The following is a 14583-nucleotide window of genomic DNA, read 5'->3' as shown; positions in this document are numbered from 1 at the left end:
CGGCACCCACCCCCACCGCACACACATTGGCACCGCACCCCGGACAAGGCAGTATCACCACGTGGCCGAACTCATCACGATCGACGACCCCGACGACCCGCGCCTGAGCGACTACACCGGCCTGACCGACGTGGAGCTGCGCCGCAGGCGCGAGCCCGCCGAGGGCCTGTTCATCGCCGAGGGCGAGAAGGTCATCCGCCGGGCCCGGCAGGCCGGGTACGAGATGCGGTCGATGCTGCTCTCCGCCAAGTGGGTCGATGTCATGCGCGATGTCATCGACGAGGTCCCGGCGCCGGTGTACGCGGTCCAGCCGGAGCTCGCCGAGCGGGTCACGGGCTACCACGTGCACCGTGGCGCCCTCGCCTCCATGCAGCGCAAGCCGCTGCCGAGCGCGGAGGACCTGCTCCGCCCGGCCCGCCGGGTCGCGGTGATGGAGTCGGTCAACGATCACACCAACATCGGCGCCATCTTCCGCAGCGCGGCCGCGCTCGGCATGGACGCGGTGATCCTCTCCCCGGACTGCGCGGACCCGCTGTACCGCCGGTCGGTGAAGGTTTCCATGGGCGCGGTCTTCTCGGTCCCGTACGCCCGTCTGGAGACCTGGCCGCGTGGTCTGGAGGCCGTACGGGAGGCGGGCTTCAAGCTGCTCGCCCTGACCCCGGACGAGAAGGCCTCTCCGATCGACGTGGCGGCCCCGCACAAGCTGGAGCGGGCGGCGCTGATGCTGGGCGCGGAGGGCGACGGCCTGTCGACGCAGGCGCTGAGGGCGGCGGACGAGTGGGTCCGCATCCCGATGGCGCACGGAGTCGACTCGCTGAACGTGGGCGCGGCGGCGGCGGTGGCCTTCTACGCGGTGGCGAGCGGCCGCCCACAGGACTGAGGGGGACAGCGCCCCACAGCGCACCACCCCCGCAGCTACCCCCAGCGCACCACCCCCCAGCCCAGCTACCCCTGCAACGCCTGCGCCGCAGCGATCCCCAACGCGACGACAAGCGTCACCACCACGAACACGAACAACCGCTGCCGCAGCAGCCGAGGGTTGGCGGGCCGCCGCCCGGTCGAGGTGGTGCGCGAACCACCGGGCCGGGAGGCGGAGGGGCGCCCGTTGGGCCGGGACTGGGAGGCGGAGGCGGAGGAGGAACGCCCGCCGGTACGGGACGGCGCGGACGGCCGCGAGTCGGTGGTGCGCTCGGTGTAACGCTCGGTCGGCCGGCTGCCGGTCGACTGCTCGGTACGCTCCCGCTGCACCGGAGGCCGCGCGACGGGCAGCCCCTGGGCCTCGCGGGCGGCGATCTCCTTGAGCCGCATGGAGAGCTGAAGGGTGCTGGGCCGGTCCTCGGGGTCCTTGGCCAGACAGGCCCGGACGAGCGGCGCAAGGGCGTCCGGCACGCCGCCGAGCTGCGGCTCCTCGTGCACGACGCGGTAGAGCATGACTTCAGAACTGCCGTGCCCGAAGGGCGAGTCCGCCATCGCCGCGTACGCGAGGGTGGCGCCGAGCGAGAAGACGTCCGTAGCGGGGGTGACGGCGGCGCCTCGTACCTGCTCGGGGGCGAGGAAGCCGGGGGAGCCGACGGCGGTGCCGACGTGGGTGAGGGTGCTGGCGCCGGTGGCCCAGGCGATGCCGAAGTCGATGATCCGGGGCCCCTTGGGGGACAGCAGGATGTTCGACGGCTTGAGGTCGCGGTGGACGACGCCGGCCTCGTGGACGGCGACGAGGCCTTCCGAGAGCGCGGCCCCGATGGCGGCGACGTCGGCGGCGCGCAGTGGCCCTTCCTCGGCGACGCGGTCGTGGAGGGAGGGGCCGGGGACGTACTGGGTGGCGAACCAGGGCCGGTCGGCCTCCAGGTCGGCGGCGACGAGCCGGGCCGTGCAGCCGCCGCGGATCCGCCGGGCGGCGGAGACCTCGCGGGCGAACCGGGAGCGGAACTCCTGGTCCTCGGCCAGGTCCGGCCGGATCACCTTCAGCGCCACGCGCTGCCCGCGCCGGTCGGATCCCAGGTACACGACCCCCATCCCACCGGCCCCGAGCCGGCGGTGGAGCCGGAACGACCCGACGATCCGCGGATCCTCGCGCCGGAGCCGCATCATCGCCATGTCCGTCCCCTCGTCCGTTCGACGTGGCACAGCTTACGTATTGACGCCCCGGTGTGCTCATAGGCCGCGCCCTCGCGCGCGCATCGATTGTCAGTGCTGGGGAGGACACTTGAGGGACGGTCAGGAGGGCCGCGGGGCGGTCCTTCCAAACCGAGCGATTTTCCAACATCCCATCGCAGAAGGGGGATTCGACCGATGAAGGGTGACCGCGTGGAGATAGTCGTGGATGCGGGGGACACGACAAGAACGTACGAGGTGGTGGCCAGCAGGGCAGGTCGGAGGGTGGAGACGGCGGTACGGAGAGGGGTGGTGGAAGTGAGCGAAGTCACGCGCACCGGGGTCGTCGTGCGCACGGCACGCTTCATGGCGAGCCGGGTCCTCGCCCTCGTGGAGCAGCCGGTCCCCCTCAGGGAAGACCCTCAGACCTAGGTCGCTCTCTCCACCCTGGGGAGTACGCCATGGGGGTACGCGTCATCCTCCCGTAGGCCCGGTAATCGGTACGCGGGCATGACGTCCGGGCGGCGCCGGGTCCCTAGTGTTGAAGTCAAGCGGCGGGTGCAGCACTCGTCCCCCGAGGTCACCCACCCGCCGCTGCCAAACACGACAGGAGAGGAACCATGGCGTACCCGGTATCGCGGATCACCACCCGTCCTTCGGGCCGCCGCCACCCCTTGGTGGCGACCGCCATGGTCCTCCCTCTCGCGACCCTGCTGGTCGTCGTCTTCGGCGGCTGGGACGCAGTGGTCACACAGGCGTCGTCCGTGGGCGTGATGCTGGGGCGCTGAGCGGCGCCCCGGACCCGGGAGAGCGGCCCGGGTCGGGGACATCCGGCCAACAACCCCGTGGGGACGGGGGTGCGGCGGACGGCAGCGTGTGGCCGGTCAGCTGGGGAGCTGACCGGCCCTCGCGCTTTCCGGGGCCGTAGGGGGTGCAGCGCGTACGCTCCCCGGGTGGAGCATGCCGAACTCGAACACCTCAGCGCCCTCGCGCGCGAGACGGCGCACAGGGCCGACCCGGCCTGCCCGTGCGCCCCGCACGCCAGCACGGTGCTCGCCGACCGCGACGACGGCACGGTGGTCCGACACGGCGCGGTCGTGGTCAAGGCCCACGCCCCCGGCACCGATCTCTCGGCTCACGGCACCCGACTCGCGGTGGCGGCCCTCCCGGAACTGACGGACATCCTCCTCAAACCCCACGCGGCAGGGGCGCACTCCACCCAACCGACCCACCCCACCCCCACCACCCACCCCACACACCCCACCCGCCCCCTCTCCGCCTGGCCCTACGGCACCCCGGTCGACCCGACCGACCCGGACGCCGCGCCCTGGGAAGACGCGGCGCGCCTGCTCGCCAGGCTCCACCGCACCCCACCCCCGGACCACCTCTCCCTCCCGCCCATGCGCGCGCCCGTGAAGGCCGCTCTCGCGGTCGAGCGGATGCGCCGCTCAGGCGCTCCCGGCGCCGCCGTAGAGACAGTGCTCCGTGCCTGGCGCACCCTCCCAGGGGAGCCGGCGCATCGCCCCCTCCTCTGCCACGGCGACTTCCACCTGGGCCAACTGGTCCGCGCTCCCAGCAGCCCCACCACCCGCCCGGACACCCACCCCACCACCCACCCCGCTACCCCCTGGCTCCTCATAGACGTGGACGACCTAGGCCTGGGCGACCCCGCCTGGGACCTGGCCCGCCCGGCCGCCTGGTTCGCGGCGGGCATCCTGCCCCCGGACGTCTGGTCCCGCTTCCTCGACGCGTACCGGCACGAGGACGGCCCGGCCGTCACGGCGCCCGATCCCTGGGCCCAACTCGACGTCCCAGCCCGCGCCCTGACCGTGCAGACCGCGGCGCTCGCTCTCGCCAAGTCCACCGCGGAGGGGCGCCCGCTCGACGAGGTCGAGGAAGTGATGATCGACACCTGCGCCCGAATCGGCTCACTCCGAACCGAGTTGGCCCGGCCGGCGTCCCCATAAGCTGAGAGCACCATTCGAACGGCAGGGAGTTGAGCCGACCATGCAGTGTCCCAAGTGCCACGCAGCGATGCACACGTACAACCGCAACGGCGTCCAGATCGAGCAGTGCAGCGGCTGCCGCGGGATATTCCTGGACTACGGCGAGCTGGAGTCCCTGACCCGGCTCGAGTCCCAATGGGTGCAGCAGGCGCCGCCCGCGCCCGCCCCGCCGGCCTACCCCGCGCACGGCGCCCCCGCCGCGCCCGCGTGGGGCGCCCCGCAGCAGCACCACGGTGGCCACCACGGTGGCCACCACGGCGGTCACCACGGCGGTCACCACCAGCGCGGCTTCGGCCGGATGCTCTTCTCCTCCTGACGAGCCCGCTGTGCCCCTCCTGACGAGGAGCGGGTACGACGAAGCCCCCGGCCGCGAGATGCGGCCGGGGGCTTCGTACGTATGGTGCGCGATACTGGGATTGAACCAGTGACCTCTTCCGTGTCAGGGAAGCGCTCTCCCGCTGAGCTAATCGCGCGGGTCGGTCCCGAACCATACAGGACCAAGGGTTACTGCGTACTGCGTGCGCGATACTGGGATTGAACCAGTGACCTCTTCCGTGTCAGGGAAGCGCTCTCCCGCTGAGCTAATCGCGCGGGACGGTCCATGCGGACCGGATCTTCGGTTGTTCTGCGTGCGCGATACTGGGATTGAACCAGTGACCTCTTCCGTGTCAGGGAAGCGCTCTCCCGCTGAGCTAATCGCGCTTGGAGGTGGAGACGGGATTTGAACCCGTGTAGACGGCTTTGCAGGCCGTTGCCTCGCCTCTCGGCCACTCCACCAGGAGTGAGACGGGGGTTCGGGAAGATCCCCCACATCGAGCGGACGACGAGATTCGAACTCGCGACCCTCACCTTGGCAAGGTGATGCTCTACCAACTGAGCCACGTCCGCTTGTCGTTTCCGTTCCGCTTGCGCGTCCCGGCGACGTGTTGAACTCTAGCGGATTCCTGGGCCAGCACAAAAACGCGTTTCCGCAGCGTGCTGACCCGCACACGGAGGCGGGCCCACGGGAGAGGTTCCCGTGGCGTTCACTCCCCGTGCCCCCGAGGTCGCACGCAGCCGTCCCCGCTCGGTGTTCGGCCCCGCCCGCCACCGGCCCTCCGCCCCGCCTGCCACTCGCCCTCCGCGCCGCGCCCCGCGCCGCCCTCCCCGCCCGCCCTAGACTCGATCCGTGCACGACCTTGCTCCTCTGGCCCGCTTCGGCGGCCTCGTCGCGACCGACCTCCGGGATGTCACCAGTGATCCCGCGGCCCTGGACTCCGCCGGCTTCTGGGCCGTCTCCGCGGACTTCGAGGGCCGTCTGACCTGCGCCCGCTTCGGCGACGTACGCAGGGAACCCGTCCCGGCCCCGGTCCCCGCCCCCGCCGCGGGCGCCTGGCGCGGTCCGTCCACCGATGACTGGACGTCGTCCCTCGACCGCGCGGCGTACACGGCGGGCGTCCGCCGGATCCGGGAGCACATCGCGCGCGGGGAGGTCTATCAGGCCAATCTCTGCCGCGTGATGTCCGCGCCGCTGCCCGACCTCGACGCGGCCGACGTGGACGCCCTCACCGCGCTGCTGGCCCGCGGCAACCCCGCTCCGTACGCCGGAACGATTCGGCTGCCCGCGCACGGGGTGGAGATCGCCACCGCGTCCCCCGAGCTCTATCTGCGCCGCGACGGCGCCACCGTCGAGTCCGGCCCCATCAAGGGAACCGGCCGCACGGCCGAGGACCTGCTTGAGAAGGACCACGCCGAGAACGTGATGATCGTGGATCTCGTACGGAACGACCTGGGCCGGGTCTGTGCGACCGGCACGGTCACCGTCCCCGAGCTCTGCGCCGTCGAGCCCCACCCGGGCCTTGTCCACCTCGTCTCCACCGTCCGCGGGGAACTCGCCGCGCAGGCCGGCTGGCCCGAGCTGCTCGCCGCCACCTTCCCGCCGGGCTCCGTCACGGGCGCCCCGAAGTCGAGCGCCCTGCGGATCATCGAGGCCCTGGAGACCGCCCCACGCGGCCCCTACTGCGGAGGCATCGGCTGGGTGGACGCCGACCGGCGCACCGCCGAGCTGGCCGTCGGCATAAGGACCTTCTGGATCGACCGCCCCGAGGGCGTGCTGCGCTTCGGCACCGGCGCCGGGATCACCTGGGGCTCGGACCCCGAGCGCGAATGGGCGGAGACCGAGTTGAAGGCGTCCCGGCTCCTGGCGGTAGCGTCGGGCGCGTACGAGGCGAGCGGAAAGGCCATATCGCGATGAAACTCTGGGTCAACGGCGGACTGCGCGACGCGGAGGAAGCCCGGGTGTCCGTCCTGGACCACGGGCTGACCGTCGGCGACGGCGTCTTCGAGACGGTCAAGGCCGTGCGCGGCGGCACCTTCGCCCTCACCCTCCACCTGGAGCGCCTCAGCCGCTCCGCGCGCGGTCTGGGCCTGCCCGAACCCGACCTGGACGAGGTCCGCCGGGCCTGCGCGGCGGTCCTGGAGGCCAACCCGATGGAGCTCGGCCGGCTCCGCATCACGTACACCGGTGGACTCTCGCCGCTCGGCTCCGAGCGCGGCGACGCCGGGACCAGCCTCGTCGTGGGGCTCGGCGAGTCGGGCCGCCGCCCCGACTCCACCGCCGTGATCACGGTCCCCTGGACCCGCAACGAGCGCGGGGCACTCACGGGCCTGAAGACGACCTCGTACGCCGAGAACGTCGTCGCCCTCGCCAGGGCGCGCGAACAGGGCGCGTCCGAGGCGCTGTTCGCCAACACGGTCGGGCAGCTCTGCGAGGGCACCGGCTCCAATGTCTTCGTCGTGCTCGACGGCCGGATCCACACCCCGCCCGTCTCCTCCGGCTGCCTGGCCGGGATCACCCGCGCCCTCGCGGTCGAGTGGACGGGGGCGGTGGAGACCGATCTGCCGCTGGACGTCCTGGAGAGCGCCGAGGAGATCTTCCTGACCTCGACGCTCCGTGACATCCAGGCCGTGCACCGGGTCGACGACCGCGAGACGATTCCCGCGCCGGGGCCGGTCACCGCCAAGGCCATGCGGATCTTCGACGAGCGCGCGGCGGCGGACCGGGATCCGCGCCTCGCGTAAATCCGGATGACGGAGAGCCGTGGCGTGGGTAGAACACCCGTGATGACCACCACCCTGCGGCCGACCGTGCCGCTTCAGCAGACCCCGGACGGCGGACGTTCACGCGCCTACGACGTGTGCGTGAACAGCCGTCGCGTCGGTTCCGTGCGCCTGGCCACCACCCCCGGCACCGGATCCGGGGTGATCTCGGCCCTGAGCATCGACGAGAAGGACCGCCGCCGGGGCCGGGGCACGGTCGCCGCGCTGGCCGCCGAGGAGGTGCTGCGCGGCTGGGGCTGCGGTGAGGCCCAGATCTCCGTACCTGTGGGTGCGGAGGCGGCGCTGCGGATGGGGGAGATGCTCGGCTACACCGAGCGCGGCAGGAACATGGTCAAGGAACTCCCGGCCGAGCCGCCCGCGCTGCCGTCCGGCGTCGAGGTCCGCGCGATGACCGAGGACGAGTTCGGGCCCTGGGAGGTGAACGCCCGGGAGAGCTACGCGCGCAGCTGGATCGAGCGCGGCGTCCCCGAGGACCGGGCCCGCGCCAGGTCCGAGGCCGCCCACCGGCTGCTGTTGCCGGACGGCCTGGACTCCCCGGGCACGGCGGTCCATGTGGCGGTACGGGGCGGGGAGACCGTCGGCCATGTCTGGACGGCGGGCCGCGAACTCGAGCCGGGCGTCCACGGGAGCTACGTCTACGACATCGCGGTCGCCGAGGGCCACCGGGGCCACGGCTACGGCCGGGCCCTGATGCTGGTCGCCGAGCGGGTCGCGCTCGACGCCGGGGACCGCCTGCTCGGACTCCATGTCTTCGCGGGCAACACCCCGGCGATCCGGCTCTACACCTCGCTCGGCTACCGGACGACGCACGTCAACAGCTACAAGCAGCTGCTCTGATCCCCTAGGGCCTGTCCGGCGGATCAGGGCCTAGCCGGCGAGCAGACGGTCGACGATCTCCTCGATGCGCGCCCGCAGGCCGTCCTGGCTCTGGCCGCCGTCGAGGCGCTCGCCGCCGACGACATAGGTCGGGGTGCCGGTGACCTTGATCGCCTTGCCCTCCGCCTGGTCGGCGTCGACCATCAGCAGATGCCGGCCGTCGATCAGGGCGGTGTCGAACTCCTCGGCGTCCAGGCCGAGTTCGCGGGCGACGTCCAGGAGTACCGGCTCGCCGCGCTCGCCCAGCTCGTCGGTCCTGGCGAGCAGCGCCTCCACGTACGGCCAGCCCTTGCCCTGGTCGGCCGCCTCCTCGGCGGCCTGTGCGGCGGCGTACGCCTGCTTGTGCTTCTCCAGCGGGAAGTGCCGCAGCTGTACGTCGATCCGGTCGCCGTACTTCTCGCGCAGCGCGCGCACGTCGTCGAGGGCGCGGAAGCAGTCGGGGCACTGGAGGTCGAACCAGGCCTCCACGGTGACGGGGGAGGCGGACGGGGTGGTGGAGTCGCTCATGGGAGCAGTCTCCCAGCACGATCCGACCGGTCCCAACCGGGACCTGGGGAGGAGATCCCGCAAGGGAGACCCGGAGATCTCCCTGAGGTCGGCCTCGGAACATGGCCCCGGGCCCCCTCGCCGGTGCAGGATGGAAGAGACATACCGCCCGGCCCAGGAGGATCGCATGCTCGCCGAGACCATCTTTTCCGCGGTGTCCGTGGCGGGACTGGGCATCGCCGCGATCACGGCGTACCGCAAGCGTTTCCTCGCCGCGACGCGGATCGCCGCCTACGCGCTGGTGCCCATCGGTCTGGTCATGACCGGGGCGGTGGAGTGGGCCTTCGACACGGCCTTCAGCCCGACGGCGTGGGCCGGCTTCGGCGTGCTCGGCGCGGCCTGGGCGCTCTTCATGACGAGCCGGGCGATCGAGCGGCGCAGAGCGGGCCGGAAGCAGGCCGAGCGGGGCGAGGTGCCCGGGGCGGTCGCCCCGGCCGCGTCCGCGCCCTCACTCGGCGCCGGGCAGCGGGGCGCGACCCCGAAGCCGCAGGCCAAGACGGCCGGGGACGACTTCAGCGACATCGAGGCGATTCTGAAGAAGCACGGCATCTGAGGAGGCGGAGCATCTGACGGCCTTTGACCGGATCCGACCGTCGGAGCATCCACGGGATGTGATGAACTGCCCCGATCGAGGGGCGTGTTGCGGGCCCTCGCGCGAGCCGCTGCGCCATGATCGCCCCCGAGATGCTGGATACCTCGCGGGATCATGCCCCCGCCCCCACCGAAGAGCCGCGCGGTTGTCTGTTCGCGCTCTCCCAACCGCCGCTGATGATCTTCCTGGCGGTGATCGGCTGTCTGCTCCTGATGGCCGCCGTGCACGACCTCTTCATGCTGTGAGGGGGTCGGCTCAGCCGGCGGCTTCCTTGCGGCGTGCCCGGTACGCGGCGACGTGGAGGCGGTTGCCGCAGGTGCGGCTGTCGCAGTAGCGGCGTGAGCGGTTGCGGGAGAGGTCGACGAAGGCCCGGCCGCAGTCGGGGGCCTCGCAGCGCCGCAGCCGCTCCTGCTCGCCCGCGACGAGGATGAACGCCAGGGCCATGCCGCAGTCGGCGGCGAGATGGTCGGCGACCGAGGCGCCCGGCGCGAAGTAGTGCACGTGCCAGTCGTAGCCGTCGTGGTCGGTGAGCTGCGGCGTCGTGCCCGCGGCGGCGACCAGCTGGTTGATCAGCGTGGCCGCGATCCGGGCGTCGGGCGCCGCGAAGACCGCCGTGAACCTGGCCCGTACCTCCTGGACGGCCTTGAGGTCCTTGTCGGTGAGCTCGCCGACGTCGCTGATGTTGTGGGCCCGCACGAAGGTGCGCAGCGATGGGACGTCCGCGAGTTCGTCGTCGCGGTCGCCCTGTGGCGCGGTGTTCATCAGATCGACGACGCTGTCGAGGGCGATCCGGGTGTCGTGAGGGATCAGCACGATTCGCTCCCTGGCCGGCTGCGGGCGGGTGCCCGCGGAATTGCGCTGACTCTAGCGGTTTCGTCGCGCGACGCCGGGCGGGGTCGGGTAACGCGCATCGGCGCCCTCCTCCGCGCCGGCTGCGCGGTGAGGACGCCGATGTCTGCGGTATGTGAGGGTCCGCGTCGTCCGCGCGGCGCCGTCTCCCCGAGTCGGACGGCGCCGTGCGGCTCTCGGCCTGGCTCAGCTGTCGGCCAGGATGTGGGAGAGCTCCGTGTCGAGATCGAAGTGCCGGTGCTCGGTGCCCGGTGGCACGGCGGCGTCGGTCCGCTTGAGGAACGACTCCAGAGCCCTCGCCGGGGCCTCGAGCAGGGCTTCGCCCTCGGGGGAACTCAACGCGATGCAGACGACGCCCTGACCGTGACTGCGTGACGGCCAGACTCTGACGTCGCCGGTGCCGGTGGGCCGGTGCAGCCCCTCGGCGAGAAGGTCGCGGGCGAAGACCCACTCGACCGTCTCCTCGGCTCCGGTGTGGAAGGTGGCGTGCACGGCATACGGATCGGCCGTGTCATACCGCAGGCCCGCGGGTACAGGCAGTGAGGACTCGCTCGACACAACGAGGCGCAGGTGCAGCTCGCAGCTGACCGTGGTGTTCATAAGCGCCAGGGCCTTTCGCTCAGTGTGCGCTCGGGGATTCGCACGTCGGCGAAATCGACATGCCACCTACGGTGCCGTTGTAAACCCCTCTGTCTGTTTTGTGATCGTTCAGGTAGCTCGTATGGGGGTGTGTAACTTTTGGTAATACGGCTGAACGAGTGAGGGCGCCCGGTCCGGTAAGTTGGGACCATGAATGCGGAGAGTGACGAGCGCACCGGGGAGTCCGCGGCCGACGGGGAGTCCGAGCTGGGATCCCGGGCCCCCGATTTCATCAAGGCACGCAAGACCCTGCACCTGAGCTGGCAGGTCGGCGTCTTCATCGTGGGGCTGGCCGTGGTCGGCGCCGGTGTCGCGATGCTGGTGCTGCCGGGACCCGGCTGGGTGGTGATCTTCGGCGGTATGGCGATCTGGGCCACCGAGTTCGTCTGGGCCCAGCTGGTGCTCCGGTGGACGAAGCGGAAGGTCACCGAGGCGGCACAGCGCGCGCTCGATCCGAAGGTGCGTCGACGCAACATCATCCTGACCTCGGTCGGCCTGGTGATCATCGCCGCGCTGCTCGGTTTCTACCTCTGGAAGTACGGCTTCGTCATGCCGTGGAAGATCAACGACTGACCCGGGGGACGGTCGGGGCACCGGCTGACATGCGGTAATGTTTGCGGTGCGCCCGGGCGATTAGCTCAGTGGGAGAGCACTTCGTTCACACCGAAGGGGTCACTGGTTCGAACCCAGTATCGCCCACCACCCGGACCGAAGGCCCGGAGACTGAACCCAGTCTCCGGGCCTTCGGCGTTCTCCGGATCGGGTCACCGCATCCGGCCGAGCCGCTCCCGCAGGCGACGGGCGTCGCGCAGTCGCTGCTCGTACGTCGCCCCCACGGCGAGCAGCAGCAGACCGGCCAGGGCCGGCGGCAGCCAGCGGGGGAGGGCTCCGACGGCCTGGACGACGTACGGGGCCAGCTCGTGCAGGGCGTCGAGGGCCAGGACCGTCCCGCCGAGCACCAGCAGCGCCTGGAGCCGGAAACGGGCCCCGAGCAGGGTCACCGCGAGGGCGGCGACGCCGAGCAGCAGCGGGCGCCGCCAGTCGGGGTCCACCCAGGTCGCGAGCAGGCTCGGCACCAGCGTGGCGGCGAGCCCGGGGCCGTACGCCACCCAGGACGAGGACTCCGGGTCGCGGCGCCGCCGCAGCGCGCCGACGACCAGGGCGGGCACGGTGACGGGCAGCGTGTACGCCTCCGGGGTCGTCACGTCCCAGACGGCCAGCCGCACCCAGGTCGCCAGGAGGAACAGCGCACCGCCCGTCCAGGAGGCGACCGCGCGGCGCTCGGGCCGGAGGGCCGTGGCGGCGGCGAGCACACCGGTCAGGGCGAGGACGAGCGCGAGGACCGCCGGCGTGGGCACGGCCATCACGATCGCGAGCAGCGCGACGGCGGCGCCGGTGAGCTCGACGGGGAGCGCGACCGAGTGGCGCCGGAGCCGCCCGCCGATCAGGGCGGTGGCCGCCGGGACGAGGAGCAGGGCAAGGGCGGTGTGGTGGTCACGGAACCCGGCGGCGACAGCCCCGGCGGAGACCAGACCGGCCGCGACGACGACCGCCGCACAGGCGGACACGATCCGCTGGACGCCGGCGGCGAGGAAGGCCACCGCCACGAAGAGCCCGAGCAGCACCCCGAGCGTGGTGAACGTGGCCGCGCGCGTGTCCAGGGCCGCGGCGACGGCGCTCAGCGCCGAGGCGAATCCACAGCCGAACGCGCTCGCCCCGAGGACCTCCAGGGGCTGCACAGGCGGTGAGGCGACCGCGGGGGCGGAGGCGGCATCCGAGTCGGAGTCCGAGCCGCCCGCCACCGGGGCCGGAGCCGGCAGGCCCCGCGTCAGCGTCCCCGGGCGCGCGGCCAGGAGGAGGGCCGCCGTGGTCGTCAGGAGCTGGAGGGAGAGCGTCGGGGCGTACGGGAGGTCAAGGGCGAGCGGGAGAGCGGTCAGGGTGCCCCAGCTCAGGAACAGGGCCGCGCAGCGGGACCACAGGCGGGGGAGCGCCGCGCAGGCCGCCGCGGCGACGAGCAGGACCAGCGGGGCGGTCGACGGGTACGGGGCGAGCCCGAGGTCCGCGTGGGCGCCCGACCAGACGGGGGTCGTCCGTGCCAGCGGCTCGAGCAGCGCGGCCGCCACCGGCGGGAGCGCCCACACCACACCCAGCGCGAGCACCCCCGCGCCCGCACCGGCCAGACCGATCCGCACCGCGCGCGGCGCCGACGACCGCAGGACGCCCGCCAGGGCCACCGCGCACAGCACGTACCCCGGCACCTCCCAGTCGCCCGGCAGGACCGGGCGCAGCGCACCACCCGCCGCCGCGACGACCGCGAGACCCGCCACCACCGACGTGGCCACCGAGGCCTGGGCCACCCGCCATGCCACGCACAGCGCCACCGCCGCGCAGGCGAGCAGCAGCGCGCCCGCCGGAAGCGGGGACGTGAACGACATCCGCAGACCCGTGAGCAGGGCCCCGCCGCCCAGGACCCCGGCGGCGACGGCCGCCGTGCCCCGTACCGTCGCGGGCTTCACCCAGAGCGCCACCGCCAGATCCGCGACCGCGGTCGCGAGCGCCGCCCAGCCGAGGGCGAGCGCGCCGCCGTCGGCGGCCAGGACGCCCAGCGGCAGGGGGAGTTGAGCCGTCACCACGGCCACCGGCAGCGGGATCCGCAGCTTGCCCAGCGCCGTCCCGTACGCCGTCCAGGCGCCCGCGAGCACCGCCGAGGCGACCGCCGTGTACGCGAGCCCGTCGGTGTCCGCGAGGGCCACCCGGTGCAGCGCGTACGCGTCCAGGACCATCAGGACCAGGCCCAGGGCGGCGACCGCCTCGGCCGTCGAGCCGAGCCCCCGGCGCAGCAGCACCACCGGCACGGCGAGCGCCGCGGACGTCACGACGGCGAGGACCGTCGCGCGGCCGCCGATGCCCATCGTCCCCCAGCTGACCAGCGTGAACGCGAGCGCCGCGATCGTCAGCAGCACCCCGCCCAGCGTTAGCAGCACGTTCTGCGCGCTGCGCGGGGTCGAGTCGGCCACCGGCCGGCCGGTCGTGGGCCCGGTCGCCGGGGAGGGCGCCGGAGCCTGCAGGACCCGCAGCAGCCAGGCCCTGCGGGCCAGCAACTGGGACCGGTGGGCGTCGAGTCGCGCCAGTTCGCGATCGACCCGCACCAGTTCCTCGGCGGGTGGGAGAGGAGAGTTCATGTCCCGGAGTGTGCGCCGGACCACACCCCGGAACCATGCGCGCGGGTACTCATATCCGCGGCTGAGTACGTACACACTGGGGTCATGGACTGGTGCCGCTACCGCTTCCGCAGCGTCTGGCAGTTGGCCGCCCCGCCCGACGCGGTCTTCGCCGTACTGGAACGCGCCGAGGAGTACCCGAGCTGGTGGCCCCAGGTCCGCGAGGTCGTCCCCGTCGACGAGGCCACCGGCACCGCGCGGTTCCGCTCCTTCCTCCCGTACGACCTCGTCGTCACCGCCGAAGCTCGGCGCCGCGACCCCGACGCCCGCGTCCTGGAGGTCGCGCTCGGCGGCGACCTTGAAGGCTGGGCGCGCTGGACCGTGACGGCCCACGGCCCGGGCACGCGCGCGCTGTACGAGCAGGAGGTCGAGGTGACCAGCCCTCTGATGCGCCGGCTCGCGGTCCCGGGGCGGCCCGTCTTCCGCGCCAACCACGCGCTGATGATGAGGGCCGGCAGGCGCGGTCTGGCGGCCAGATTGAGGGGGCCGGGCGAAGCCCGTCGGTGAGGGGTGGTGGTCGGGCGACGGGTGGGCGGTTTGAAGGAGGGGCGCGGAAACCTGTATGGTTCAACCCGTTCCCGGGCGATTAGCTCAGCGGGAGAGCACTTCGTTCACACCGAAGGGGTCACTGGTTCGATCCCAGTATCGCCCACCGGGAGAGGCC

Annotated in this window: 17 protein-coding genes and 7 tRNA genes; 14 read left to right on the top strand and 10 right to left on the bottom strand. The window is 72.7% G+C overall.

Annotated elements, in window-relative coordinates; translation table 11 throughout:
• Positions 1-61 precede the first annotated feature (61 nt).
• Positions 62-880 carry a TrmH family RNA methyltransferase gene (locus ACWCO8_RS20650; protein ID WP_362004684.1) on the top strand — a complete coding sequence of 273 codons (819 nt, stop codon included), beginning with the start codon at positions 62-64 and terminating at the stop codon, positions 878-880.
• Between the two features lie 65 nt (positions 881-945).
• Here ACWCO8_RS20650 and ACWCO8_RS20645 read toward each other — a convergent pair whose 3' ends face one another.
• Complete coding sequence (locus ACWCO8_RS20645; RefSeq protein ID WP_451033440.1) at positions 946-2094, bottom strand: serine/threonine-protein kinase; 1149 nt, start codon at positions 2092-2094, stop codon at positions 946-948.
• Positions 2095-2289: 195 nt separating this feature from the next.
• Between ACWCO8_RS20645 and ACWCO8_RS20640 the strand changes: the two genes are divergently transcribed.
• From ACWCO8_RS20640 to ACWCO8_RS20625, 4 genes are all read left to right on the top strand, one after another.
• A complete protein-coding gene (locus ACWCO8_RS20640; protein ID WP_260230356.1) occupies positions 2290-2523 on the top strand; it encodes a hypothetical protein in 234 nt (77 codons plus the stop codon).
• A 188-nt stretch (positions 2524-2711) separates the two neighbouring features.
• Positions 2712-2879 (top strand): hypothetical protein, encoded by a 168-nt coding sequence (locus ACWCO8_RS20635; RefSeq protein WP_362004690.1) that lies wholly within the window; start codon positions 2712-2714, stop codon positions 2877-2879.
• 165 nt (positions 2880-3044) lie between these two features.
• On the top strand, positions 3045-4058 hold the full coding sequence (locus tag ACWCO8_RS20630) for a phosphotransferase family protein (protein ID WP_451033439.1): 1014 nt from the start codon (positions 3045-3047) through the stop codon (positions 4056-4058).
• A 40-nt stretch (positions 4059-4098) separates the two neighbouring features.
• Positions 4099-4413: a TFIIB-type zinc ribbon-containing protein gene (locus ACWCO8_RS20625; RefSeq protein WP_451033438.1), complete on the top strand. Its 315-nt coding sequence runs from the start codon at positions 4099-4101 to the stop codon at positions 4411-4413.
• Between the two features lie 82 nt (positions 4414-4495).
• Here the strand turns inward: ACWCO8_RS20625 and ACWCO8_RS20620 are convergent.
• The 5 genes from ACWCO8_RS20620 to ACWCO8_RS20600 all read right to left on the bottom strand — a co-directional run bounded on the left by ACWCO8_RS20620 (position 4496) and on the right by ACWCO8_RS20600 (position 4985).
• Positions 4496-4570, bottom strand: a tRNA-Val gene (locus ACWCO8_RS20620).
• Between the two features lie 46 nt (positions 4571-4616).
• Positions 4617-4688: transfer RNA gene (locus ACWCO8_RS20615), tRNA-Val, on the bottom strand.
• A 39-nt stretch (positions 4689-4727) separates the two neighbouring features.
• Positions 4728-4799: transfer RNA gene (locus ACWCO8_RS20610), tRNA-Val, on the bottom strand.
• A 1-nt stretch (position 4800) separates the two neighbouring features.
• Positions 4801-4874 (bottom strand) — tRNA-Cys (locus tag ACWCO8_RS20605).
• A 38-nt stretch (positions 4875-4912) separates the two neighbouring features.
• Positions 4913-4985, bottom strand: a tRNA-Gly gene (locus ACWCO8_RS20600).
• 280 nt (positions 4986-5265) lie between these two features.
• Here ACWCO8_RS20600 and ACWCO8_RS20595 point away from each other — a divergent pair.
• The 3 genes from ACWCO8_RS20595 to ACWCO8_RS20585 are packed head-to-tail and all read left to right on the top strand — an operon-like array spanning position 5266 to position 8033.
• Entirely contained in the window at positions 5266-6330 is a 1065-nt protein-coding gene (locus tag ACWCO8_RS20595; RefSeq protein WP_362004698.1) for a chorismate-binding protein, read from the top strand.
• Entirely contained in the window at positions 6327-7157 is an 831-nt protein-coding gene (locus tag ACWCO8_RS20590) for an aminotransferase class IV (RefSeq protein ID WP_451033437.1), read from the top strand. Before ACWCO8_RS20595 ends, ACWCO8_RS20590 begins: the two co-directional genes overlap by 4 nt.
• Before the next feature lie 42 nt (positions 7158-7199).
• The gene (locus ACWCO8_RS20585) at positions 7200-8033 is read left to right on the top strand and encodes a GNAT family N-acetyltransferase (RefSeq protein WP_451033436.1); all 834 of its coding nucleotides are present in this window, start codon (positions 7200-7202) and stop codon (positions 8031-8033) included.
• 30 nt (positions 8034-8063) lie between these two features.
• On the opposite strand, the gene ACWCO8_RS20580 is transcribed toward ACWCO8_RS20585, so the two are convergent.
• Complete coding sequence (locus ACWCO8_RS20580; RefSeq protein WP_451033435.1) at positions 8064-8579, bottom strand: DsbA family protein; 516 nt, start codon at positions 8577-8579, stop codon at positions 8064-8066.
• Between the two features lie 166 nt (positions 8580-8745).
• On the opposite strand from ACWCO8_RS20580, the gene ACWCO8_RS20575 reads away from it, so the two are divergent.
• Together ACWCO8_RS20575 and ACWCO8_RS20570 are read left to right on the top strand one after the other, a co-directional pair.
• Positions 8746-9171: a hypothetical protein gene (locus ACWCO8_RS20575; protein ID WP_451033434.1), complete on the top strand. Its 426-nt coding sequence runs from the start codon at positions 8746-8748 to the stop codon at positions 9169-9171.
• A gap of 116 nt (positions 9172-9287) precedes the next feature.
• On the top strand, positions 9288-9455 hold the full coding sequence (locus ACWCO8_RS20570) for a hypothetical protein (protein WP_451033644.1): 168 nt from the start codon (positions 9288-9290) through the stop codon (positions 9453-9455).
• A gap of 10 nt (positions 9456-9465) precedes the next feature.
• Here the strand turns inward: ACWCO8_RS20570 and ACWCO8_RS20565 are convergent, their stop codons facing one another.
• On the bottom strand, positions 9466-10023 hold the full coding sequence (locus tag ACWCO8_RS20565) for a CGNR zinc finger domain-containing protein (RefSeq protein ID WP_362004715.1): 558 nt from the start codon (positions 10021-10023) through the stop codon (positions 9466-9468).
• Positions 10024-10245: 222 nt separating this feature from the next.
• Positions 10246-10659: an SsgA family sporulation/cell division regulator gene (locus tag ACWCO8_RS20560; RefSeq protein WP_015032345.1), complete on the bottom strand. Its 414-nt coding sequence runs from the start codon at positions 10657-10659 to the stop codon at positions 10246-10248.
• 189 nt (positions 10660-10848) lie between these two features.
• Between ACWCO8_RS20560 and ACWCO8_RS20555 the strand changes: the two genes are divergently transcribed.
• The gene (locus ACWCO8_RS20555) at positions 10849-11271 is read left to right on the top strand and encodes a TIGR02611 family protein (protein ID WP_362004718.1); all 423 of its coding nucleotides are present in this window, start codon (positions 10849-10851) and stop codon (positions 11269-11271) included.
• Positions 11272-11325: 54 nt separating this feature from the next.
• Positions 11326-11400: transfer RNA gene (locus tag ACWCO8_RS20550), tRNA-Val, on the top strand.
• Positions 11401-11462: 62 nt separating this feature from the next.
• Here the strand turns inward: ACWCO8_RS20550 and ACWCO8_RS20545 are convergent.
• Entirely contained in the window at positions 11463-13880 is a 2418-nt protein-coding gene (locus ACWCO8_RS20545) for an SCO7613 C-terminal domain-containing membrane protein (protein ID WP_451033433.1), read from the bottom strand.
• Between the two features lie 84 nt (positions 13881-13964).
• On the opposite strand from ACWCO8_RS20545, the gene ACWCO8_RS20540 reads away from it, so the two are divergent.
• Together ACWCO8_RS20540 and ACWCO8_RS20535 are read left to right on the top strand one after the other, a co-directional pair.
• Complete coding sequence (locus ACWCO8_RS20540; RefSeq protein WP_451033432.1) at positions 13965-14426, top strand: SRPBCC family protein; 462 nt, start codon at positions 13965-13967, stop codon at positions 14424-14426.
• A gap of 73 nt (positions 14427-14499) precedes the next feature.
• Positions 14500-14571 (top strand) — tRNA-Val (locus ACWCO8_RS20535).
• Positions 14572-14583: the final 12 nt, after the last annotated feature.

It is taken from the genome of Streptomyces sp. NPDC001927 (assembly GCF_053594455.1).
The sequence above is the reverse complement of the archived record's forward strand: the minus strand, read 5'-3'. Positions and strand labels throughout refer to the sequence as shown.